The 17,687-nt window shown below is 73.8% G+C and carries 17 protein-coding genes and 1 pseudogene; 12 read left to right on the top strand and 6 right to left on the bottom strand.

Annotated elements, in window-relative coordinates:
• Positions 1 to 126 precede the first annotated feature (126 nt).
• The 5 genes from ADL08_RS13545 (at position 127) to ADL08_RS13525 (ending at position 4,966) form a co-directional block, all read left to right on the top strand.
• A complete protein-coding gene (locus ADL08_RS13545) occupies positions 127 to 1,149 on the top strand; it encodes an ABC transporter substrate-binding protein (RefSeq protein ID WP_053642534.1) in 1,023 nt (340 codons plus the stop codon).
• A gap of 116 nt (positions 1,150 to 1,265) precedes the next feature.
• Positions 1,266 to 2,174, top strand: a complete 909-nt coding sequence (locus ADL08_RS13540) for an ABC transporter permease (protein WP_078968144.1) — start codon at positions 1,266 to 1,268, stop codon at positions 2,172 to 2,174.
• Entirely contained in the window at positions 2,171 to 2,980 is an 810-nt protein-coding gene (locus ADL08_RS13535; RefSeq protein WP_053642532.1) for an ABC transporter ATP-binding protein, read from the top strand. The genes ADL08_RS13540 and ADL08_RS13535 overlap by 4 nt, the downstream gene beginning before the upstream one ends.
• Positions 2,977 to 3,840, top strand: coding sequence for an ABC transporter substrate-binding protein (locus tag ADL08_RS13530; RefSeq protein ID WP_053642530.1), 864 nt, complete (start codon positions 2,977 to 2,979; stop codon positions 3,838 to 3,840). The genes ADL08_RS13535 and ADL08_RS13530 overlap by 4 nt, the downstream gene beginning before the upstream one ends.
• A gap of 4 nt (positions 3,841 to 3,844) precedes the next feature.
• The gene (locus ADL08_RS13525) at positions 3,845 to 4,966 is read left to right on the top strand and encodes an LLM class flavin-dependent oxidoreductase (RefSeq protein ID WP_053642528.1); all 1,122 of its coding nucleotides are present in this window, start codon (positions 3,845 to 3,847) and stop codon (positions 4,964 to 4,966) included.
• Here the strand turns inward: ADL08_RS13525 and ADL08_RS13520 are convergent.
• Positions 4,932 to 5,774 (bottom strand): hypothetical protein, encoded by an 843-nt coding sequence (locus ADL08_RS13520; RefSeq protein ID WP_053642526.1) that lies wholly within the window; start codon positions 5,772 to 5,774, stop codon positions 4,932 to 4,934. The two genes, ADL08_RS13525 and ADL08_RS13520, sit on opposite strands and share 35 nt — an antisense overlap.
• A gap of 228 nt (positions 5,775 to 6,002) precedes the next feature.
• Between ADL08_RS13520 and ADL08_RS13515 the strand changes: the two genes are divergently transcribed.
• Entirely contained in the window at positions 6,003 to 6,260 is a 258-nt protein-coding gene (locus ADL08_RS13515; protein ID WP_053642554.1) for a WhiB family transcriptional regulator, read from the top strand.
• A 67-nt stretch (positions 6,261 to 6,327) separates the two neighbouring features.
• Here the strand turns inward: ADL08_RS13515 and ADL08_RS13510 are convergent, their stop codons facing one another.
• From ADL08_RS13510 to ADL08_RS13500, 3 genes are all read right to left on the bottom strand, one after another.
• Positions 6,328 to 7,302 (bottom strand): acyl-ACP desaturase, encoded by a 975-nt coding sequence (locus tag ADL08_RS13510; RefSeq protein ID WP_053642524.1) that lies wholly within the window; start codon positions 7,300 to 7,302, stop codon positions 6,328 to 6,330.
• Positions 7,303 to 7,597: 295 nt separating this feature from the next.
• On the bottom strand, positions 7,598 to 9,241 hold the full coding sequence (locus ADL08_RS13505) for an ABC-F family ATP-binding cassette domain-containing protein (protein WP_053642552.1): 1,644 nt from the start codon (positions 9,239 to 9,241) through the stop codon (positions 7,598 to 7,600).
• 383 nt (positions 9,242 to 9,624) lie between these two features.
• Positions 9,625 to 10,041: an SsgA family sporulation/cell division regulator gene (locus ADL08_RS13500; protein ID WP_030215698.1), complete on the bottom strand. Its 417-nt coding sequence runs from the start codon at positions 10,039 to 10,041 to the stop codon at positions 9,625 to 9,627.
• 348 nt (positions 10,042 to 10,389) lie between these two features.
• Between ADL08_RS13500 and ADL08_RS13495 the strand changes: the two are divergent.
• Positions 10,390 to 11,649, top strand: a pseudogene (locus tag ADL08_RS13495) (WD40/YVTN/BNR-like repeat-containing protein); the annotation flags it as partial.
• 93 nt (positions 11,650 to 11,742) lie between these two features.
• Here the strand turns inward: ADL08_RS13495 and ADL08_RS35480 are convergent.
• Complete coding sequence (locus tag ADL08_RS35480; RefSeq protein ID WP_078968143.1) at positions 11,743 to 12,042, bottom strand: YciI family protein; 300 nt, start codon at positions 12,040 to 12,042, stop codon at positions 11,743 to 11,745.
• 90 nt (positions 12,043 to 12,132) lie between these two features.
• Here ADL08_RS35480 and ADL08_RS13490 point away from each other — a divergent pair, with 90 nt between their 5' ends.
• The 3 genes from ADL08_RS13490 (at position 12,133) to ADL08_RS13480 (ending at position 13,836) form a co-directional block, all read left to right on the top strand.
• Positions 12,133 to 12,858, top strand: a complete 726-nt coding sequence (locus ADL08_RS13490; RefSeq protein ID WP_053642522.1) for an endonuclease V — start codon at positions 12,133 to 12,135, stop codon at positions 12,856 to 12,858.
• 130 nt (positions 12,859 to 12,988) lie between these two features.
• Entirely contained in the window at positions 12,989 to 13,360 is a 372-nt protein-coding gene (locus ADL08_RS13485) for a VOC family protein (RefSeq protein ID WP_053642520.1), read from the top strand.
• An 89-nt stretch (positions 13,361 to 13,449) separates the two neighbouring features.
• Entirely contained in the window at positions 13,450 to 13,836 is a 387-nt protein-coding gene (locus ADL08_RS13480; RefSeq protein ID WP_053642518.1) for a hypothetical protein, read from the top strand.
• A gap of 79 nt (positions 13,837 to 13,915) precedes the next feature.
• On the opposite strand, the gene ADL08_RS13475 is transcribed toward ADL08_RS13480, so the two are convergent.
• Entirely contained in the window at positions 13,916 to 15,139 is a 1,224-nt protein-coding gene (locus ADL08_RS13475; RefSeq protein WP_053642516.1) for a saccharopine dehydrogenase family protein, read from the bottom strand.
• A 250-nt stretch (positions 15,140 to 15,389) separates the two neighbouring features.
• On the opposite strand from ADL08_RS13475, the gene ADL08_RS13470 reads away from it, so the two are divergent.
• Positions 15,390 to 16,538, top strand: coding sequence for a CaiB/BaiF CoA transferase family protein (locus ADL08_RS13470; protein WP_053642514.1), 1,149 nt, complete (start codon positions 15,390 to 15,392; stop codon positions 16,536 to 16,538).
• Complete coding sequence (locus ADL08_RS13465) at positions 16,535 to 17,677, top strand: acyl-CoA dehydrogenase family protein (RefSeq protein ID WP_053642513.1); 1,143 nt, start codon at positions 16,535 to 16,537, stop codon at positions 17,675 to 17,677. Before ADL08_RS13470 ends, ADL08_RS13465 begins: the two co-directional genes overlap by 4 nt.
• The last annotated feature ends 10 nt before the right edge of the window (positions 17,678 to 17,687 follow it).

Below are 17,687 nucleotides of genomic sequence, written 5' to 3'. Positions count from 1 at the left end.
CCCCCCCCCCCGTCCCGCCGTACCCGCCCCAGCCGCGTACGGCCGTACCCGCCCCGGCCCCGCACCGACGTACCCGCCCCCGCCCCGCACCGACGTAAGCGAACCCGACCCCGAAGGACGACCGCCATGCGCCCACTCACCCCGTTCGCCGCCCTGGCGGCCCTCGCCACCCTCGCCACCGTCACCGCCTGCGGCGGCAGCCCGGCCGCGGACACGGCCGCGGGCGGGGGCGACGGCCCGAAGGGGGCGAAGGGAACGGTCACCGTCCGCATCCCCGACCCCGGCAACTCCGGCGTCCTCGCCCTCGGCAAGAAGGACGGCAGCCTCGACGCGGCCCTCGCCGCCGTCGGCGCCAAGGTGGCCTGGACCGGCAGCGCCGGCCCCTTCGCCCCCGCCGCCCAGGCGATGAACGCCGATCAGCTCGACATCGCGACCGGCTCGATCACCTCCGGCATCACCTCCCTCTCCCAGAGCCCCGGCTTCGCCTTCTTCACCGCGACCGACCCCGACCCCGTCGGCGAGGGCATCCTCGTCCGCGAGGGCTCCGACATCGCCTCCGTGAAGGACCTCGTCGGCCGCAAGGTCGCCGTCAACAAGGGCGGCACCGGCGAGTACCTCCTCCTCAAGGCCCTCGCCGGGGCCGGCATCCCCGCCGACAAGGTCGAGCGCGTCTACCTGCGCCCCGACCAGACCGCCGCCGTCTTCAACGCCGGCCAGGTCGACGCCTGGGCCGTCTGGTCCACCTACGCCGTCGCCGAGATCGGCTCGGGCAAGGCCCGCTTCCTCGCCGACGGAACCGCCATCGGCTCCGACAACTACAGCCTGAACGCGGTCCGTTCGAAGTTCGCCGAGGAGCACCCCGAGATCGTCGAGGCGCTCTACGCCTACCTCCACGAGAACAGCGCCAAGGAGAAGAAGGACCCGGCCGCCTACCTCAACGTCTTCACCGACGCCGGTCCCACCGCCGTCAACGGCAAGGCCAAGGAGGTCCAGATCGCCTTCACCGCCAAGGCGGGCACCGTCGACCCGATCGGACCCGAGGACGTCAAGCGCTTCGAGACCGTCGCGCGGTTCTACGCCGACCAGAAGGTCACGCCGAACGAGGTCGACATCGCCGCCCACCTCCTCGACGTGGAGAAGCTGTCGTGACGGCCCCGATCGTCACCGGAAAGACCCCGACCGGGAAGCCTCCGACCGGGAAGCCTTCGACCGGAAAGACCCCGACCGGAAAGACCCCGACCGGGAAGCCTTCGACCGGAAAGTCCCTGGCGGGGAAGCCCTCGACCGGGAAGCCGCCGGCCGGGAAGTCCCCGGCCGGGAAGACGCCGGAGGAGACCCCCGGGGCCGGGCAGGACACCGCCGGTCTCGTCGCCCCCCGCCCGCCCGTCCACCGCGCCCGCTCCCGCACGTACTCCCTGACCGTCCGCGCCCTCGGCCCGGTCGCCCTCCTCGCCCTCTGGTGGGCCTCCTCCGCCACCGGTCTCCTCACCCCCGACGTGCTCGCCTCGCCCGCGCAAGTCGTCAGCGCGGTGGGCGAGTTGTGGGGCAACGGGCAGCTGTCCGACGCGCTCGCCACCTCCCTCACCCGCTCGGGCCTCGGCCTCGTCATCGGCCTCGCCGCCGGGCTCACCCTCGGCATCACCACCGGCTTCACCCGGCTCGGCGACGAACTCCTCGACTCCTCCCTCCAGACCCTGCGCACCATCCCCTTCCTCTCCCTCGTCCCCCTCTTCATGGTCTGGTTCGGGATCAACGAGACCGCGAAGATCCTGCTCATCGCGGTCGCCACCACCTTCCCGATGTACGTCTCCACCGCCGGCGGCGTCCGCAACACCGACCGCAAGCTCGTCGAGGCCATGCGCAGCTTCGGCCTCGGCCGGCTCGCGATCGTCCGCCAGGTCGTCCTGCCCGGCGCCCTGCCCTCGCTCCTCGCCGGACTGCGGCTCTCCATGACGCTGAGCGTCATCGCGCTCATCGCCGCCGAGGAGATCAACGCCACCGAGGGCATCGGCTATCTGATGTCCCAGGCCCAGAGCTACGCCCGCACCGACGTCCTCGCCGTCTGCATCCTCGTCTACGGCCTGCTCGGCCTCACCGCCGACGTCCTCGTCCGCGGCCTGGAGCGGGTCCTCATGCCCTGGCGCACGGCGGGACCCGGAGGAGGAGCCCGATGACCACGCCCAGCACCGACACCGGGGGGACGGCGGTACGGGTCCGGGGCCTGCGCCGGGTCTTCGGCACCCGCGCGGTCCTCGACGGCCTCGACCTCACCCTGGCGCGCGGCGAGTTCCTCGCCCTGCTCGGGGCCAGCGGCAGCGGCAAGACGACCCTGCTCCGCATCCTCGGCGCCCTCGACGGCGCCGACGGGGGAGAGGCCCTCGTCCTCGCCGCCCGCACGATCGTCTTCCAGGAGCCCCGGCTCATCCCCTCCAAGAAGGTCCTCGCCAACGTGACCGTCGGCCTCCCGCGCGGGGCGGCGACCCGGGAGACCGGTCTGCGGGCCCTCGCGGAGGTCGGACTCGAACGGCACGCCGACGCCTGGCCCGCCACCCTCTCCGGTGGCGAGGCCCAGCGGGTCGCGCTCGCCCGCGCCCTGGTCAGGGAGCCCGAACTCCTGCTCCTGGACGAGCCGTTCGCCGCCCTCGACGCACTGACCCGGCTCCGCATGCAGGACCTGGTCGGCGAGCTGCGCCGGATCCACCGTCCCGCCGTCCTGCTCGTCACCCACGACGTCGACGAGGCCGTACGCCTCGCGGACCGGGTCGCCGTCCTGCGCGACGGCCGGCTCGTCACCGACGAACCCGTCGCCGTCTACCACCCCCGCGACCCCGGTGACCCGGCCTTCGTCGCCCTCCGCCGCCGGCTCCTCGCGGACCTCGGCGTCCACGCGCCCGAGGAAGCGCCCGGCCCTCTCGAAACGGCCCCCGAAGCCGCCCCCGAAACGACCCCCGAAGCCACTTTCGAAGGAGCGCCCGCATGACCGTCGTCATCGGTGTCCACCGCAGCAACCCCTCCCTCTACCACCTCTCCCGCCTCGGCTACGCGGAGCAGGAGCTCGCCGCCCTCGGCGAGACCGTGGCCTGGCACCCGTACACCGACGGCGTCCGCACCGGCGCGTACCTCGCCGACGGCACCATCGACTTCGGCGGCACCGGCTCCACCCCGCCCGTCACCGCGCAGGCCGCCGGCCACGACATCGTCTACACCGCCGTCTCGGCGCCCCGCCCCGGCCACGGCGCCCTCCTCGTCCCCGAGGACAGCCCGGTCCGCACCGTCGCCGACCTCAAGGGCGGCACCGTCCACCTCGCCGTCGGCTCCTGGCAGACCCACCTCGTCGCCAAGGCCCTGGACGACGCGGGCCTGTCGTACGCCACGGACATCACCCCCGTGCGCGGGGACTCCGGCAGCGAGCGGAAGCTGCGCTCCGGCGAGATCACCGCCTGGGTCGCCCAGGGCGCCGAACTGGCCGCCGCCCGCCGCACCGGCGGCCTGCGCGTCCTCGTCCCCACCGCCGAGGTCATCAGCGACCGGTCCGTCTTCTTCACCCGCCGCGACCTGGCCGAGGGACGGCCCGAGGTGGTCGAGGCGCTCGTCCGGGCCCTGCGCCGGGCCGACGAGTGGGCCGCAGCCCACCCCCGCGAGGCCGCCGGGATCGCCGCCGCCGACCAGGGCGGCACGGTGGACGACTGGGAGACCGCCCTGCGCGCCCTGCCCTGGACGATCGAGGAGGTCACCGAGGAGTTCGTCGCGGAGCAGCAGCGGGCGGCCGACGTCTTCCACCGCACCGGATTCGTCGACCGCGCGGTCACCGTCGCGGACGCGCTGCCCCGGAAGGCCTGACCCCGTGACCTCCCAGGAACCGAACCCCCGGGCACCCGAAGTCCTCTGGTACATCATCCCGCGCGAAGGCGCCTACCCGTGGGAGCCGGAGGGCCGCCGTCCCGTCGACCTCGGCTACCTCCAGCAGCTCGCCGGAACGGTCGAACGCCTCGGCTACACCGGCGCGTTGCTCGCCACCGACCTCTACGACGTCTGGCCGCTCGGCTCCGCCCTCGCGGCCTCCACCAGCACCCGCTTCAAGCCCCTCCTCGCCGTCCACCCCGGTCTGATCTCGCCCACCCTGCTCGCCAAGACGGCGCTCAGCTTCGACAACCTCTTCGGCGGCCGGCTCCGCTTCAACGTCGTCAACGGCTCCACCCACTCCCTGCGGGAGTACGGCCTGCACGTCGAGCACGACGAGCGGTACGAACTGAGCGCCGAGTACTGGTCGATCGTGAAGCGGCTCACGGCGGGGGAGGTCTTCGACCACAAGGGGCGCTTCTACGACCTCAGGAACGCGGGCGCCTCCTTCCGCGACCTGCGCCCGGTCCAGGCGCCGCACGTCCCGCTCTGGTTCGGCGGCTCCTCGGCCCCCGGCATCGAGATGGCCGCCGAACACGTCGACGTCTACCTCACCTGGGGCGAACCGCCGCACCTCCTGAAGGAGAAGCTCGACCACGTACGGGCCAGGGCCGCCGCCCACGGACGCACCCTCCGCATCGGCCTGCGCCTCCACCTCATCGTCCGCGACACCGAGGACGAGGCCTGGGCCGCCGCCGACCGGCTCCTCGACGTCACCAGCGAGGCGACCTACGCCCGCCAGCTCGGCGAGCGGGCGGGGGAGGACGGCGTCGGCTGGCAGCGCCAGTTCCGCCAGCACGGCGGCCGGGTCCCGGCCCGCGCCCGCGAACTGGAGACCCACCCCAACCTCTGGCCCGGCATGGGCCTCTTCCGCCCCGGCCCCGGCACGGCGGTCGTCGGCTCCACGGCCCAGGTCGTCGAACGCCTAGAGGAGTACCAGGACCTGGGCGTGGACACCTTCATCCTCTCCGGCAACCCCCTCCTGGAGGAGGCCTACCGGGTGGCCGAGACGGTCCTGCCGGCCCTGGGGGTCACGCGCCGAGGTCGAAGACGCCCCACTCGGTGAGGGGGCCGTAACCGACGTAGACCCTGCTCCCCCGGGCGGCAACCCGACGGCGGCCGACGGGGCCGCCCTCCGGGCGGGTGAGCAGGGCGACGTGCCTCCGTTCCACGGAGCTCCCGGTCATCTCCCCGTAGACGATCCGGCCGTGGTCGAGGAAGGCGACCCGCTCGCCGTGGACGGCCAGGGAATCGGCGCCTCCCACGATGCCGGTCCGACTCCTCACGTCCTGGCCGGGCCTGATCTCCAGGAGCGGGAAATCGACGTACGGGCAGGCCCAGACGGCGGTGCCGGACACGTTCAGGGCGTAGCAGTCCATGATCCACCCGGCGCCGGGATCGTCCTCGGACGCCCACAGGAGTTCACCCGCCGCGCTCCAGCGGCGGATGCCCAGCGGGTTCTCGTCGAAGTGCCCGGCCCACAGGTCGCCGACCTCGTCCACGAGCAGGTGTTCGATCGCGTCCCCGACGGAGAAGGCCCCGTACTCACGCCCGAGCGTGTTGAAGATCTGCACCTGGCCCGTGTCGCCGTCCCCGTCGCTCCGGGCCGAGGCGACGACGAACCTGCCGTCCGGCAGCCGGTCCAGCTTGGGCCACCGGGCCCGCACGCCGCTCAACTCCGTGGTCTCGACGGCCCCGTCGGCCACGGACACGACCAGGGCGTCGTATGGGTCCGCATCATCACCCGCCTCCGGCGCGCGCTCGGCGAGCAGCCAGTGCGCGGCGCCGAAGGCGTCGACGGTACTGGCCAGGACGTGGCGGTCGTGGTGCGCGCGGGGCAGACGGGCGTGGGGGACGAGGGCGATCTCGTGCACGGGCTCTCCTCGGTGGGCGGTCGCGGGGTTCGGTCGGGCGCTGCGGGGAGCGGGGACCGGCGGTGCGCGAGCACGGGAGAGCGGAGCGGGGCGCCTACGCGGCATGGCCCTTTCTGGTCGTCATGCGGTGATCCTCGCCCGTGCGGGGTCACCTGACAAACCCTTTCGGCGCGCCGCATTGATCGAACGTTGATGGCTCGTTTACGGCGCCCCGGCACCGTGTACGGCATGCAGACCGACACGAGCGTACTGACCGCACCGGAGCCCGACATGAGCTGGCAGGAGAACGCGCTGTGCGCCCAGGCCGGCCCGGAGTTCTTCTTCCCGGCACCCGGCTCCTCCACCCGCGAGGCGAAGCAGCTCTGCGGGGCCTGCGAGGGGCGGGTGGCCTGCCTGGAGTACGCCCTCGCGCACGACGAGCGGTTCGGCGTGTGGGGCGGGCTCTCGGAGAAGGAGCGGTTCCGGCTGAAGCGCGGCCGGGGCTGAGCCCGCGCGGCGGGTGCGTCCGCCCGTCGCGCGGTGGTGCGGCCGGTCCGGCCGGCCGGGCCCGTCGTCAGCCCGCCGCGCGGGCCGCCAGCCGGGCCTTGCGGGCCGCGAGCTTCTCGTCGAACTTGCTCGCCTCGCTGTCCAGACCGTTCATGTACAGGCCCAGCTCCTCCTGGGCGCGCAGGCCCTCCGGCCCCAGGCCGTCGATCTGGAGGACCTTGAGGAAGCGCAGCACGGGCTGGAGCACGTCGTCGTGGTGGATGCGCATGTTGTAGATCTCGCCGATCGCCATCTGCGCCGCCGCCCGCTCGAAGCCCGGCATGCCGTGTCCGGGCATCCGGAAGTTGACCACGACGTCCCGCACGGCCTGCATGGTCAGGTCGGGGGCGATCTCGAAGGCCGCGCCCAGCAGGTTGCGGTAGAAGACCATGTGCAGGTTCTCGTCGGTGGCGATGCGGGCGAGCATCCGGTCGCAGACCGGGTCGCCGGACCGGTGGCCGGTGTTGCGGTGCGAGATGCGGGTGGCCAGCTCCTGGAAGGCGACGTACGCCACGGAGTGCAGCATCGAGTGCCGGTTGTCGGACTCGAAGCCCTCGCTCATGTGCGCCATCCGGAACTGCTCCAGCTTGTCCGGGTCGACGGCGCGCGAGGCCAGCAGGTAGTCGCGCATCACGATGCCGTGCCGGCCCTCCTCGGCGGTCCAGCGGTGCACCCAGGTGCCCCAGGCGCCGTCGCGGCCGAAGAGGCTGGCGATCTCGTGGTGGTAGCTCGGCAGGTTGTCCTCGGTGAGCAGGTTGACCACGAGCGCGATCTTCCCGATCTCGGTCACCTTGGACTGCTGCGGGTCCCAGGCCTCGCCGTCCTCGAAGAAGCCCGGGAAGTTCCGGCCGTCGGACCACGGCACGTACTCGTGCGGCATCCAGTCCTTGGTGACCTTCAGGTGCCGGTTGAGCTCCTTCTCCACGACCTCTTCCAGGGCGTAGAGCAGCCGGGCGTCGGTCCACTCCGCAGAGCTGCCGAGGTGGGGAGAGGTGAGCGTCAAGGGGAACTCCTGGGGACGGAGAAGGGCATACGGGTGTACCTACGAATCCGTAGGTTACGAAACCGTAGGTTAAGGCTCCGTAAGGCGTCCACCAACCCCGCCCCGGGCGTTGTCCGGTTACGTTCCGTTATGCTCCCTGGTCGATGTGGCGCCGGAGACGCAGGTCACGTCCAGTGTGGCGTCCGCCGGACACCCGGCCGACTACACGGTGCGAGCATCCGGCGGCGCTGGGTGCGCGACCCGGATGGGCCCTGGCGGCGCCGGACACGCTGCCGTCAGGACCCGTCCGCTGCCGTCAGGACCCGTCCGCGACCACCTCCCGGACCTCCTCGGCGGTCGTCGGCCGCAGCTCGCCGTCGAGCAGCAGCCAGCGGGTGATCCCCAGCGACTCCAGGAACGCCACGTCGTGACTCGCCACGACCAGCGCCCCCTCGTAGGCGTCGAGGGCCTCCGTCAGCTTCCGCGCCGACGCCATGTCCAGGTTGTTGGTCGGCTCGTCCAGCATCAGCAGCTGCGGGGCCGGCTCCGCGAGGAGCAGTGCCGCGAGCGTCGCCCGGAACCGCTCCCCGCCCGAGAGGGTGCCCACGGCCTGGTCGGCCCGCGCCCCCCGGAACAGGAACCGCGCGAGCCGGGCCCTGATCGCGTTCCCCGTCGCGGCGGGCGCGAAGCGGGCCACGTTCTCCACCACGCTCAGCCCGTCGTCCAGGACGTCGAGCCGCTGCGGCAGGAAGCGCAGCGGCACCCGCGCGTCCACCTCCCCGGCCAGCGGTTCGAGCTCCCCGGCGATCGTCCGGAGCAGCGTCGTCTTCCCGGCGCCGTTCCGCCCCACCAGGGCGATCCGCTCCGGGCCGCGCAGCTCGAACGCGCCCTCGACGCGGGCCCCGTACCGCAGCTCCAGGTCCCGCAGGTGCAGCACCTCGCGGCCGGGCGGCACCGAGGTGCGCGGCAGCTCGACCCGGATCTCGTCGTCGTCCCGCACCGCCTCCACCGCCGCGTCGAGCCGCTCCCGGGCCTCCGAGAGGCGCTCGCCGTGGAGCGTGCGCTGCTTGCCGGCCGTGACCTGGGCGCTGCGCTTCTGGCTGTTCGCCACCAGCTTGGAGGCGACCTTGTTCTCGAAGCTCTTCTGCCCGTACCGCTTCCGGCGCGCCAACTTCACCTGGGTGTCGGCCAGTTCCCGCTTCTGCCGCTGGACGTCGGCCTCGGCGACCCGCACCATCCGTTCCGCCGCCTCCTGTTCGGCGGCGAGCGCCGCCTCGTAGTCCGACCAGGAACCGCCGTACCAGGTGACCTCGCCGTCCCGCAGGTCGGCGATCTGGTCGACCCGCTCCAGGAGTTCGCGGTCGTGGCTGACCACGACCAGGACCCCGGACCACTTCTCCACGGCCTCGTAGAGGCGCGCGCGGGCGTGCAGGTCCAGGTTGTTGGTCGGCTCGTCGAGCAGCAGGACGTCGGGCCGGGCGAGCAGCAGCGCGGCGAGGCGCAGCAGGACGGACTCGCCGCCCGAGATCTCGCCGACGGTCCGGTCCAGGCCGATGCCGCCCAGGCCGAGCTGGTCGAGGGTGGCCCGGGCCCGCTCCTCGACGTCCCAGTCGTCGGCGAGGGCGGTGAAGTGCTCCTCGGCCGGGTCGCCCGCCTCGATGGCGTGCAGGGCGGCCCGCTTCCCGTCGATGCCGAGGATCTCGTCGACCCGGCGCGAGGTGTCCAGGACCAGGTTCTGCGGCAGGTGGCCGAGCTCGCCGGTGACCCGGACCGTGCCGGAGACGGGCGTCAGCTCGCCCGCGAGCAGCTTGAGGAGCGTGGACTTGCCGGAGCCGTTGAGCCCGACGAGCCCGGTGCGGCCGGGGCCGACCGCGAGCCGGAGGTCGTCGAAGACCTCGGTGCCGTCCGGCCAGGAGAAGGAGAGCGAGGAACAGGTGAGGAAGGTGGGGTGATGCGCCATGTAGGCCTCCGGGTGCGCGAGCGCGGGCGTGACGGGATGCAACGCGTGGAGACACCGGGGCGCGGGCAGTGGAGAGACGGCTCGTACGCCGAGGTCGAGAACGGCACACGCGGCACAGGGGGCACGCGCGGCGCGGTGTCTCGCAACCTCAGACGAGCAACGTCCTTCTCCGATCGGGTGACGACAAGGTCGATACCGACGATACGAGCCCGACCGGGAGGGCGGCAAACGATTTAAGGGGCGGGAGCTTCCGGGGGCCTCTGGGGGCTCCCGGGGCCTCGTCGGCTCCCGGGGTCTCGTCGGCTTCCGGGGACCTCCGGGGTACTTCCGGGACTTCCTCGGCTTCCCGGGCTTTCAGGCGCTTTCGAGGGGCGCGCGGATTCCTACGGGCGCTCGCGGAGCAGTTCGGTCAGGTCCTGGTCCCAGTCCAGGTACTGGTGCTCGCGCCCCTCCGGCACCAGGTGCTGCGAGCGCTCCAGGAAGCGGCGCAGCTCCGAGGTCCGGACGTGGACCATGGCCACCCCCTCCGGGGCGTGGAACTCGACCACGGTCCGGTCGTACCCGTACGGGCGCAGCCGCACGTCCCCGACCCCGGCCGGGCGCTCGACCCCCTGGACGAGCAGTTCGCGCGCGAAGGCCCAGGAGACCTCGACGCCCTCCAGGGTCGCGGGAGGAGGAAAGGCCATGCTGACGGCGTACGGATCCTCGCGGTCGTAGCGCAGGGTGGCGGGGACGGTCTCCATCCGGGGAGCGGATGCGACCAGACGGGCCTGGACGGCCTGCTCGATGACGGCGGACAAGACCGGCTCCTCTCGCGCGGGTTTCGGATCCTGTGCGTCTCCCCGACACCGGGGCTCCTGACACCCGGGAAGACGGGAGAGACGGCCGGAACGTGCACTCCGGATCCACGTGAGCTGCGTCACCGGGCCCACGGGGAGGGGTGTCCGGGCCGGTCGGGGTCTTTCGGCCGCTTCCCGACTCTGTCCGGAAAGCTCTCCGGCCGATTCGGGGCAAGGGCCGGAAAGGTCGCGGTACGGCCGGAATCCGGAGGCTCCGCCATCGGCACGGCACCACCCGCGTCCGGTACGGGCCGCTCGCGCGGAGGCACCCTGGACGGCGGGCGGGCGGGGGCACTAGCTTCCGGCGCCATGACGTCCATGGGCAAGACGAGACGAACGATGTCGGCGGGACTGGTCGGGGCGGCGCTCGCGCTGGCCCTGGCCGTCCCGGCGCGGGCCGGGGAGACCCCCACGGTCACGACCGGCGGACAGCTCGCGCCGACGACCGCCCGGCCACTCGCGCCGACGGCGGACGGGCACCTCGCTCCGGCGGCCGACCGACACCTCCCGTCGGCGGACCGGGAGTTCACGCGGGCGACGGACCGGCCACCCACGCTCACCACCGACCGGCGGCTCGCACGGGCGACCGACCGGCACCTCCCCTCCGCGGCCGGCTGGCGGCTCACGCCGACCGGTACCGACGCCCGCTTCCGGGGACTCGCGGCGGTCGACCGCCGCACCGCCTGGGCGGCGGGCTCCCGGGGCACGGTGCTGCGCACCACCGACGCGGGCCGGAGCTGGCGGAACGTCTCGCCGCCCGGCGCGGACGGCCTGGAGTTCCGCGACGTGGAGGCCTTCGACGCCCGCCGGGCCGTCGTCCTGGCCATCGGGGAGGGCGAGGCCTCGCGGGTGCTGCGCACCGAGGACGGCGGCGCCACCTGGACCGAGTCCTTCCGCAACACCGACCCGCGCGCCTTCTACGACTGCATGACCTTCTTCGACCACCGCAACGGCCTCGCCATGAGCGACCCGGTCGACGGGAGGTACCGCATCCTCTCGACCCGCGACGGCGGCCGGTCCTGGCGGGTCCTGCCGGACGGGGGGATGCCGGAGGCGCTTCCCGGCGAGGCGGGGTTCGCGGCGAGCGGCCAGTGCCTGGTGTCGGCCGGACCCCGGGACGTGTGGCTCGCGACGGGCGGCGCGGCCGCCGCGCGCGTGCTGCACTCCGCCGACCGGGGGCTGACCTGGACCGCCACCGCCTCGCCGATCCCGGCCGGGGACCCGGCCCGGGGCGTCTTCGGGCTCGCCTTCCGCGACCGCGCGCACGGCATCGCGGTCGGCGGCGACTACCGCAAGGACCAGCCGTCCCCGCGGGCCGCCGCCGTCACCGCCGACGCGGGCCGCACCTGGCGCGCCTCGGCCGCGCCGCCGCCCGCCTACCGCTCGGGCGTCGCCTGGCTCCCGTACGGCAGGACGTCCGCGCTCGCCGTCGGCCCCACCGGCACGGACCTCACCACCGACGGCGGCCGCACCTGGCGCACGGTCGACACCGGCTCGTACGACACGGTCGACTGCACCCCGGACGGCTCCTGCTGGGCCTCGGGCGAACAGGGCCGGATCGCGCGGCTTCGCCCCGATACTGGTTGTATCGGGGCGATCCCGACAACGCGGCGAGCGTGCGTGCCGGGCGCCGCCGGGCAGACGGGACTTTCGACACACGCCCTAGGAGGGCAGCTCCTCCCGGTAAGCGGCGATCCCGTCGACCGTCTTGGTCGCGTAGAACTCCGTGATCCGGTACGCGCACACGCCCTCGGTGCTGAACGGGTCGGCCGCCGCGATCCTCTCGATCTCCGCGCGGTCGACCCCGGCGGCCAGGATCACCCCGCCGTCCCGCGGGTTCTTCCGCCCGGACGCGAGGAACACGCCGGCGGCGTACTGCGCGTCGAGCCACTCGACGTGCGCGTCGAGCAGCGCGTCCGCCCGCTCGACGGGGGCGGTGTAGGTCAATTCCAGTACGAACATGATCGCCAGGCTACCGGCCGCCCCCTCGGCCCCGGGCGGCCGTCCCGGTCCTCGGAACGGGCGCCCGGCCGGCCGTAGGGTGGCCGCATCATGACGATCATCGAGATTCCGGCGGGCTGGCCCGCCGACGAGACCGCCGCCCTCGCCGTCCAGCGGGAGCTGAGGGAACGGCTCGTACGGGACGAGGAGGGGCCGGCGGTCGGCGAGGGCCACGTCACGGGGCTCGACGTGGCCTACGACGACGAGCGGGACCTCGTCGCCGCCGCGGCCGTCGTGCTCGACGCGCGGACCCTGGAGGTCGTGGAGGAGGCGACGGCGGTCGGCCGGGTCTCGTTCCCGTACGTCCCCGGGCTCCTCGCCTTCCGGGAGATCCCGACCGTGCTCGCCGCGCTCGACGCCCTGGGCGCCGACCCCGGCCTCCTGGTCTGCGACGGCTACGGGCTCGCCCACCCCCGCCGCTTCGGGCTCGCCAGCCACCTCGGCGTGCTCACCGGGCGGCCGTCCGTCGGCGTCGCCAAGAACCCCTTCGCCTTCGCCTACGAGCAGCCGGGACCCGCGCGCGGCGACTCGTCCCCGCTGCTCGCCGACGGGGAGGAGGTGGGGCGGGCCGTGCGCACCCAGAACGGGGTCAAGCCGGTCTTCGTCTCCACCGGCCACCGGGTCTCCCTCGCCCGGGCCTGCGCCCACGCCCTCCACCTCGCCCCGCGCTACCGCATCCCCGAGACCACCCGCCGCGCCGACTCCCTCTGCCGCCGCGCCCTCAAGGAGGCGCTCGGAGAGCGTCCGGATCCTTCCGGAGCGCCCGGAGCCCCCTGAGTACGCGTACGGATACCGGATGCCGGACCCGCTCAGCAGAGTGGGGCCATGACGACTCCCCTCCCCGATCCGCCGCGTTCCGCCCGGCGCGGCGCGGCCCGACCCCGAACCGCGCCGCCGGGGGCGCCGCGTGATCGGACGGCTGCGGCGCATCGTCCTCGACTGCCCCGACGCGTACGAACTCGCCCTGTTCTACCAGCGGTTGATCGGCGGCGAGATCGACGACCCCGACCCCCGGTGGACCGTCGGCGAGGGCGGCGTCGTGCTGCGCGGCGACGGCGGTCCCGTCCTCGGCTTCCAGAGCGTCCCGGGCCACCGGCCGCCCGTCTGGGGCGCGCCCGAGCAGCAGTTCCACTTCGACGTGCGGGTCGACGACCTGGCCGCCGCCGGCGAGGCCGTCCTCGCGCTCGGAGCCGTACCGCTGGACGACGGGGAAGGCGACCCGGCCCGGCGCGTCTACGCGGACCCGGCCGACCACCCCTTCCGTCTCGTACGGCCCTGAGGTGGCGGGCCCCCCGCCGCCCGCCCGCCGTGACCGCCGGGGAGAATGGTCACGGACCGTAAGAGTGGGGAAGAGGGAAGGGGGCGGAAATGGACAGGACGTCACCGCTGTGGTGGCTGTTCGCGGCGATCAGCGTGGCCGTCTATCTCGCGCTGATGTTTCCGGGGATGACAAGCGGCCGACAGAGGATCTGGATCTCGTGCGGCCCGGTCCTGGGATTCGCGGGGGCCGCGTCCTACAGCGCCACCTACGACACGCCCCTGACCGGGACGCTCCCCGTCTACTGCGCGGTGTACCTGGGCATCGCCCTGGGCGTCGCCGGACACCAGAAGGCGATGCGCGCGTTCATGGCGTGGCGCTCGGAGAACCCGGGCAAGCCGGACGACGAGGGGCCGGGCGTCCCCTGGATGCTGCAGATCGCCTTCACGGTGCCGGTCCTCCTCGGCGGCGCGCTCTGGTACGTGAGCGCCTACTGACCGGAAGCCGCAGGGTGCCGCCCCCGTGTCACGGGGGCGGCACCGGACCGGCCCTCGGCCCTGATCCGCCGGGCGGGCCCTAACCCCGGTGCGCCACCCGGAAGCGGATGCCCGCCTCCCGCAGCCGGGCGGTGAGGGCGTCGCCCATCGCGGCCGCCGTCGTCACCTGCCCGGCGGTCTTCGGCAGCGGATCGAAGGCGAGGCAGAGGGCCGACTCGGCGAGCATCTTGGCCGTCTCGTCGTAGCCCGGGTCACCGCCCGACACCTCAGTGAAGACCCGCCGCCCGCCGCCCTCGCCCACGAACCGCACGGAGAACCAGCTGCGGGCGCGCCGCTCGGCCGACGGGCCCTCCCCGGCCCGGTAACGCTCCATCAGCCAGCTCCGCACCGGCGGGAGTTGGGCCGCCGCCACGCTCGCGCCGACGGCGGCCGCGCCGCCGAGCGCCATCGGGAGCGTCTTCACGGAGGCGTAGTGCCGGTAGCGGAAGTCCGGCCCGTACCGGTCGAGGGCCGCCGCCGAGCGCGCCACGACCTGCGGGTCGAGCGTCGGCAGCGGCAGCGCCCACGTGCCCGTCTCCCGGCTGAACCGGGGGCCGCCGAGCGGCGCCCGCGACCGGCGGCCCACCAACCGGGGCTCGTGCAGGCGCCGTTCGCGCGCGGCCCGCAGGACCTCCCGGCCCCGGCCGAGCGCGGTGAGCGCGGAGGCGAAGGTGCCGCCCGAGAACGCGGCCCCGGCCCGGACGAAACCGTCCACCCGCAGCGGCACGCCCTCCGGGAGCTGCCCCACCGTGAAGTGCACGCCCAGGTCGTGCGGGATCGAGTCGAAGCCGCAGGCGTGCACGATCCGGGCGCCGGTCTCCCGGGCCCGCGCGTCGTGCCGCACGTACACGAGGTCCACGAACTCGGCCTCGCCCGTCAGGTCCAGGTAGTCCGTGCCGGCCTCCGCGCAGGCGGCGACGAGCTCCTCGCCGTACCAGACGTAGGGGCCGACCGTCGTCGCCACCACCCGGGCCGATCCGGCCAGTTCCCGCAGCGAGGCCGGGTCGGCGGAGTCCGCCACGACCAGCGGGAGGCCGGCCAGGTGCGGCCGGTCCGAGGCCAGCCGCTCCCGGAGCGCCTCCAGTCTGCCGAGGCTGCGTCCCGCGAGCGCCCAGCGGCACCCGTCGGGGGCGTGCTCGGCCAGATACTCCGCGGTGAGTTCGCCCACGAACCCGGTGGCCCCGAAGAGGACCACGTCGTACGGCCTGCCGCCGCGCTCCGGGCCCGCCCCTGCCCCGTTCCCCACGCCCGCCCCTGTGTCCATGCAGCCCCTCGTCTCGGCCGGACCGCGCCGCCGTGCGCGGTCGTCGTCGGCGGAGGATAGCGGAAGACCCCCTCCGGATCTCCCGGGCCCTCGGGTACTCCCGGGCGCCCGGAGGCGAGCGAGGCCCCCGATCGAAGAACCTCTCCGGAATTTCCAAGCGCTTGCTCGGCCGGGGGGCTTGTGCCGAGTGGAACACGTTCCTAGCATCTCTGGTGTTACATCATTGGTGTCACACACTCCCGGGGGTTCGATGAGTACGACGCACACCGCCCGCAACGGCCCCCTCGCCGGGGTGCGCGTGGTGGAACTGGCCGGCATCGGCCCCGGCCCCTTCGCCGCGATGCTGCTCGCCGACCTCGGCGCGGACGTCGTGCGGATCGACCGCCCCGGCGGCCCCGGGCTCGGCATCGACCCCGCCCGCGACCTCACCAACCGCAACAAGCGCTCGGTCCTCGTCGACCTCAAGGCGGCCGACGGCGCCGCGACCGTCCTCGACCTGGTCGAGCGCGCGGACGTCCTGGTCGAGGGCTACCGGCCCGGCGTGGCCGAGCGCCTCGGCGTCGGCCCCGACGCCTGCCTCGCCCGCAACCCGCGCCTGGTCTACGGCCGGATGACCGGCTGGGGCCAGGACGGACCGCTCGCCCCGACCGCCGGGCACGACATCGGCTACATCGCGATCACCGGCGCCCTCGGCATGATCGGCCCGGACCCCGAGGGTCCCCCGTCGATCCCGGCCAACCTGCTCGGGGACTACGCCGGCGGCTCGCTCTACCTGGTCATCGGCGTCCTCGCCGCCCTCCAGCACGCCCGCGCCCACGGCGAGGGCCAGGTCGTGGACGCCGCGATCGTCGACGGCACCGCCCACCTCACCACCATGATCCGGGGCATGCTGGCCGCCGGGAGCTGGCAGGACCGGCGCGGCACCAACCTGCTCGACGGAGGCTGCCCCTTCTACGGCGTCTACGCGACCTCCGACGGCGGCCACATGGCGGTCGGCGCCCTGGAGGAGCGGTTCTACGCCGAGTTCGTCCGCCTCCTCGGGATCGGCGGGGAGGCCGCCGCCGGCCGCTACGACCTCGCCCGCTGGCCCGACCTGCGCGAGGCCGTCGCCAAGGCGTTCCTGAGCCGCACCCGGCAGGAGTGGACCGGCGTCTTCGAGGGCTCCGACGCCTGCGTCGCCCCCGTCCTCTCCCTGGACGAGGCCCCGTCCCACCCGCACCTGGCCGCCCGCGGCACCTTCGCCGAGCACGACGGGCTGGTCCAGCCGGCCCCCGCACCCCGCTTCTCCGCCACCCCCGGCACCCTGCGCACGGGCCCCGCCCTGCCCGGTGCCGACACCGCCGAGGTCGCCCGCGACTGGGCCGTACCCTCCCTGCACACCCAGGAGACTTCCGCATGAAGCGCCGTATCTACACCGAGGACCACGAAGCCTTCCGGGCGGTCGTGCGCACCTTCCTGGAGAAGGAGGTGCTGCCCCACTACGAGCAGTGGGAGAAGGACGGCATCGTCTCCCGCGAGGCCTGGCTCGCCGCCGGACGGCAGGGCCTGCTCGGCATCGCCGTCGACGAGGAGTACGGCGGCGGCGGCAACCCCGACTTCCGCTACGGCGCCGTCCTGGCCGAGGAGTTCACCCGGGCCGGCACCCCCGGCCTCGCCCTCGGCCTGCACAACGACATCATCGGCCCGTACCTCACCTCCCTCGCCACCGACGAGCAGAAGCGGCGCTGGCTGCCCGGCTTCTGCTCCGGCGAGACCATCACCGCCATCGCCATGACCGAGCCGGGCGCGGGCTCCGACCTCCAGGGCATCCGCACCACCGCCGAGGACCGCGGCGACCACTGGATCCTCAACGGCTCCAAGACCTTCATCTCCAACGGCATCCTGGCCGACCTCGTGGTCGTCGTCGCCCGCACCACCCCCGAGGGCGGCGCCCACGGCCTCTCCCTGCTCGTCGTGGAGCGCGGCGCGGAGGGCTTCGAGCGCGGCCGCAACCTCGACAAGATCGGCCAGAAGTCCCAGGACACCGCCGAGCTGTTCTTCCACGACGTCCGCGTCCCCAAGGAGAACCTGCTCGGCGAGCTCAACGGCGCCTTCGTCCACCTGATGACCAACCTCGCCCAGGAGCGGATGGCCATCGCCGTCGCCGGCATCGCCGCCGCCGAACACCTCCTGGAGATCACCACCACCTACGTCAAGGAGCGCGAGGCCTTCGGCCGCCCGCTCTCCCGGCTCCAGCACATCCGCTTCGAGATCGCGGAGATGGCCACCGAGTGCGCCGTCACCCGGGCCTTCCTGGACCGCTGCATCGAGGAGCACGCGAACGGCGCGCTCGACGCCGTGGACGCCTCGATGGCCAAGTGGTGGGCGACCGAGCTGCAGAAGAAGGTCGCCGACCGCTGCCTGCAACTGCACGGCGGATACGGCTACATGACTGAATTCCCGGTCGCCAGGGCCTACACCGACGGCCGCATCCAGACCATCTACGGCGGCACCACCGAGATCATGAAGGAGATCATCGGCCGTTCCCTCCTCGGCTGACCTCCCCCGC

The organism is Streptomyces sp. NRRL F-6492, assembly GCF_001280125.1.
Taxonomy (GTDB): domain Bacteria; phylum Actinomycetota; class Actinomycetes; order Streptomycetales; family Streptomycetaceae; genus Streptomyces.
Note: the sequence above shows the minus strand (reverse complement) of the source record. Positions and strands in the feature narration are given on the sequence as shown.

Coding starts and splice junctions, on each gene's coding strand:
- ADL08_RS13505 (WP_053642552.1), bottom strand. CDS start 9,241: ATGGCGCATCACCCCACCTTCCTCACCTGTTCCTCGCTCTCCTTCTCC.
- ADL08_RS13465 (WP_053642513.1), top strand. CDS start 16,535: ATGAAGCGCCGTATCTACACCGAGGACCACGAAGCCTTCCGGGCGGTC.
- ADL08_RS13535 (WP_053642532.1), top strand. CDS start 2,171: ATGACCACGCCCAGCACCGACACCGGGGGGACGGCGGTACGGGTCCGG.
- ADL08_RS35480 (WP_078968143.1), bottom strand. CDS start 12,042: ATGTTCGTACTGGAATTGACCTACACCGCCCCCGTCGAGCGGGCGGAC.
- ADL08_RS13490 (WP_053642522.1), top strand. CDS start 12,133: ATGACGATCATCGAGATTCCGGCGGGCTGGCCCGCCGACGAGACCGCC.
- ADL08_RS13545 (WP_053642534.1), top strand. CDS start 127: ATGCGCCCACTCACCCCGTTCGCCGCCCTGGCGGCCCTCGCCACCCTC.
- ADL08_RS13515 (WP_053642554.1), top strand. CDS start 6,003: ATGCAGACCGACACGAGCGTACTGACCGCACCGGAGCCCGACATGAGC.
- ADL08_RS13470 (WP_053642514.1), top strand. CDS start 15,390: ATGAGTACGACGCACACCGCCCGCAACGGCCCCCTCGCCGGGGTGCGC.
- ADL08_RS13475 (WP_053642516.1), bottom strand. CDS start 15,139: ATGGACACAGGGGCGGGCGTGGGGAACGGGGCAGGGGCGGGCCCGGAG.
- ADL08_RS13480 (WP_053642518.1), top strand. CDS start 13,450: ATGGACAGGACGTCACCGCTGTGGTGGCTGTTCGCGGCGATCAGCGTG.
- ADL08_RS13530 (WP_053642530.1), top strand. CDS start 2,977: ATGACCGTCGTCATCGGTGTCCACCGCAGCAACCCCTCCCTCTACCAC.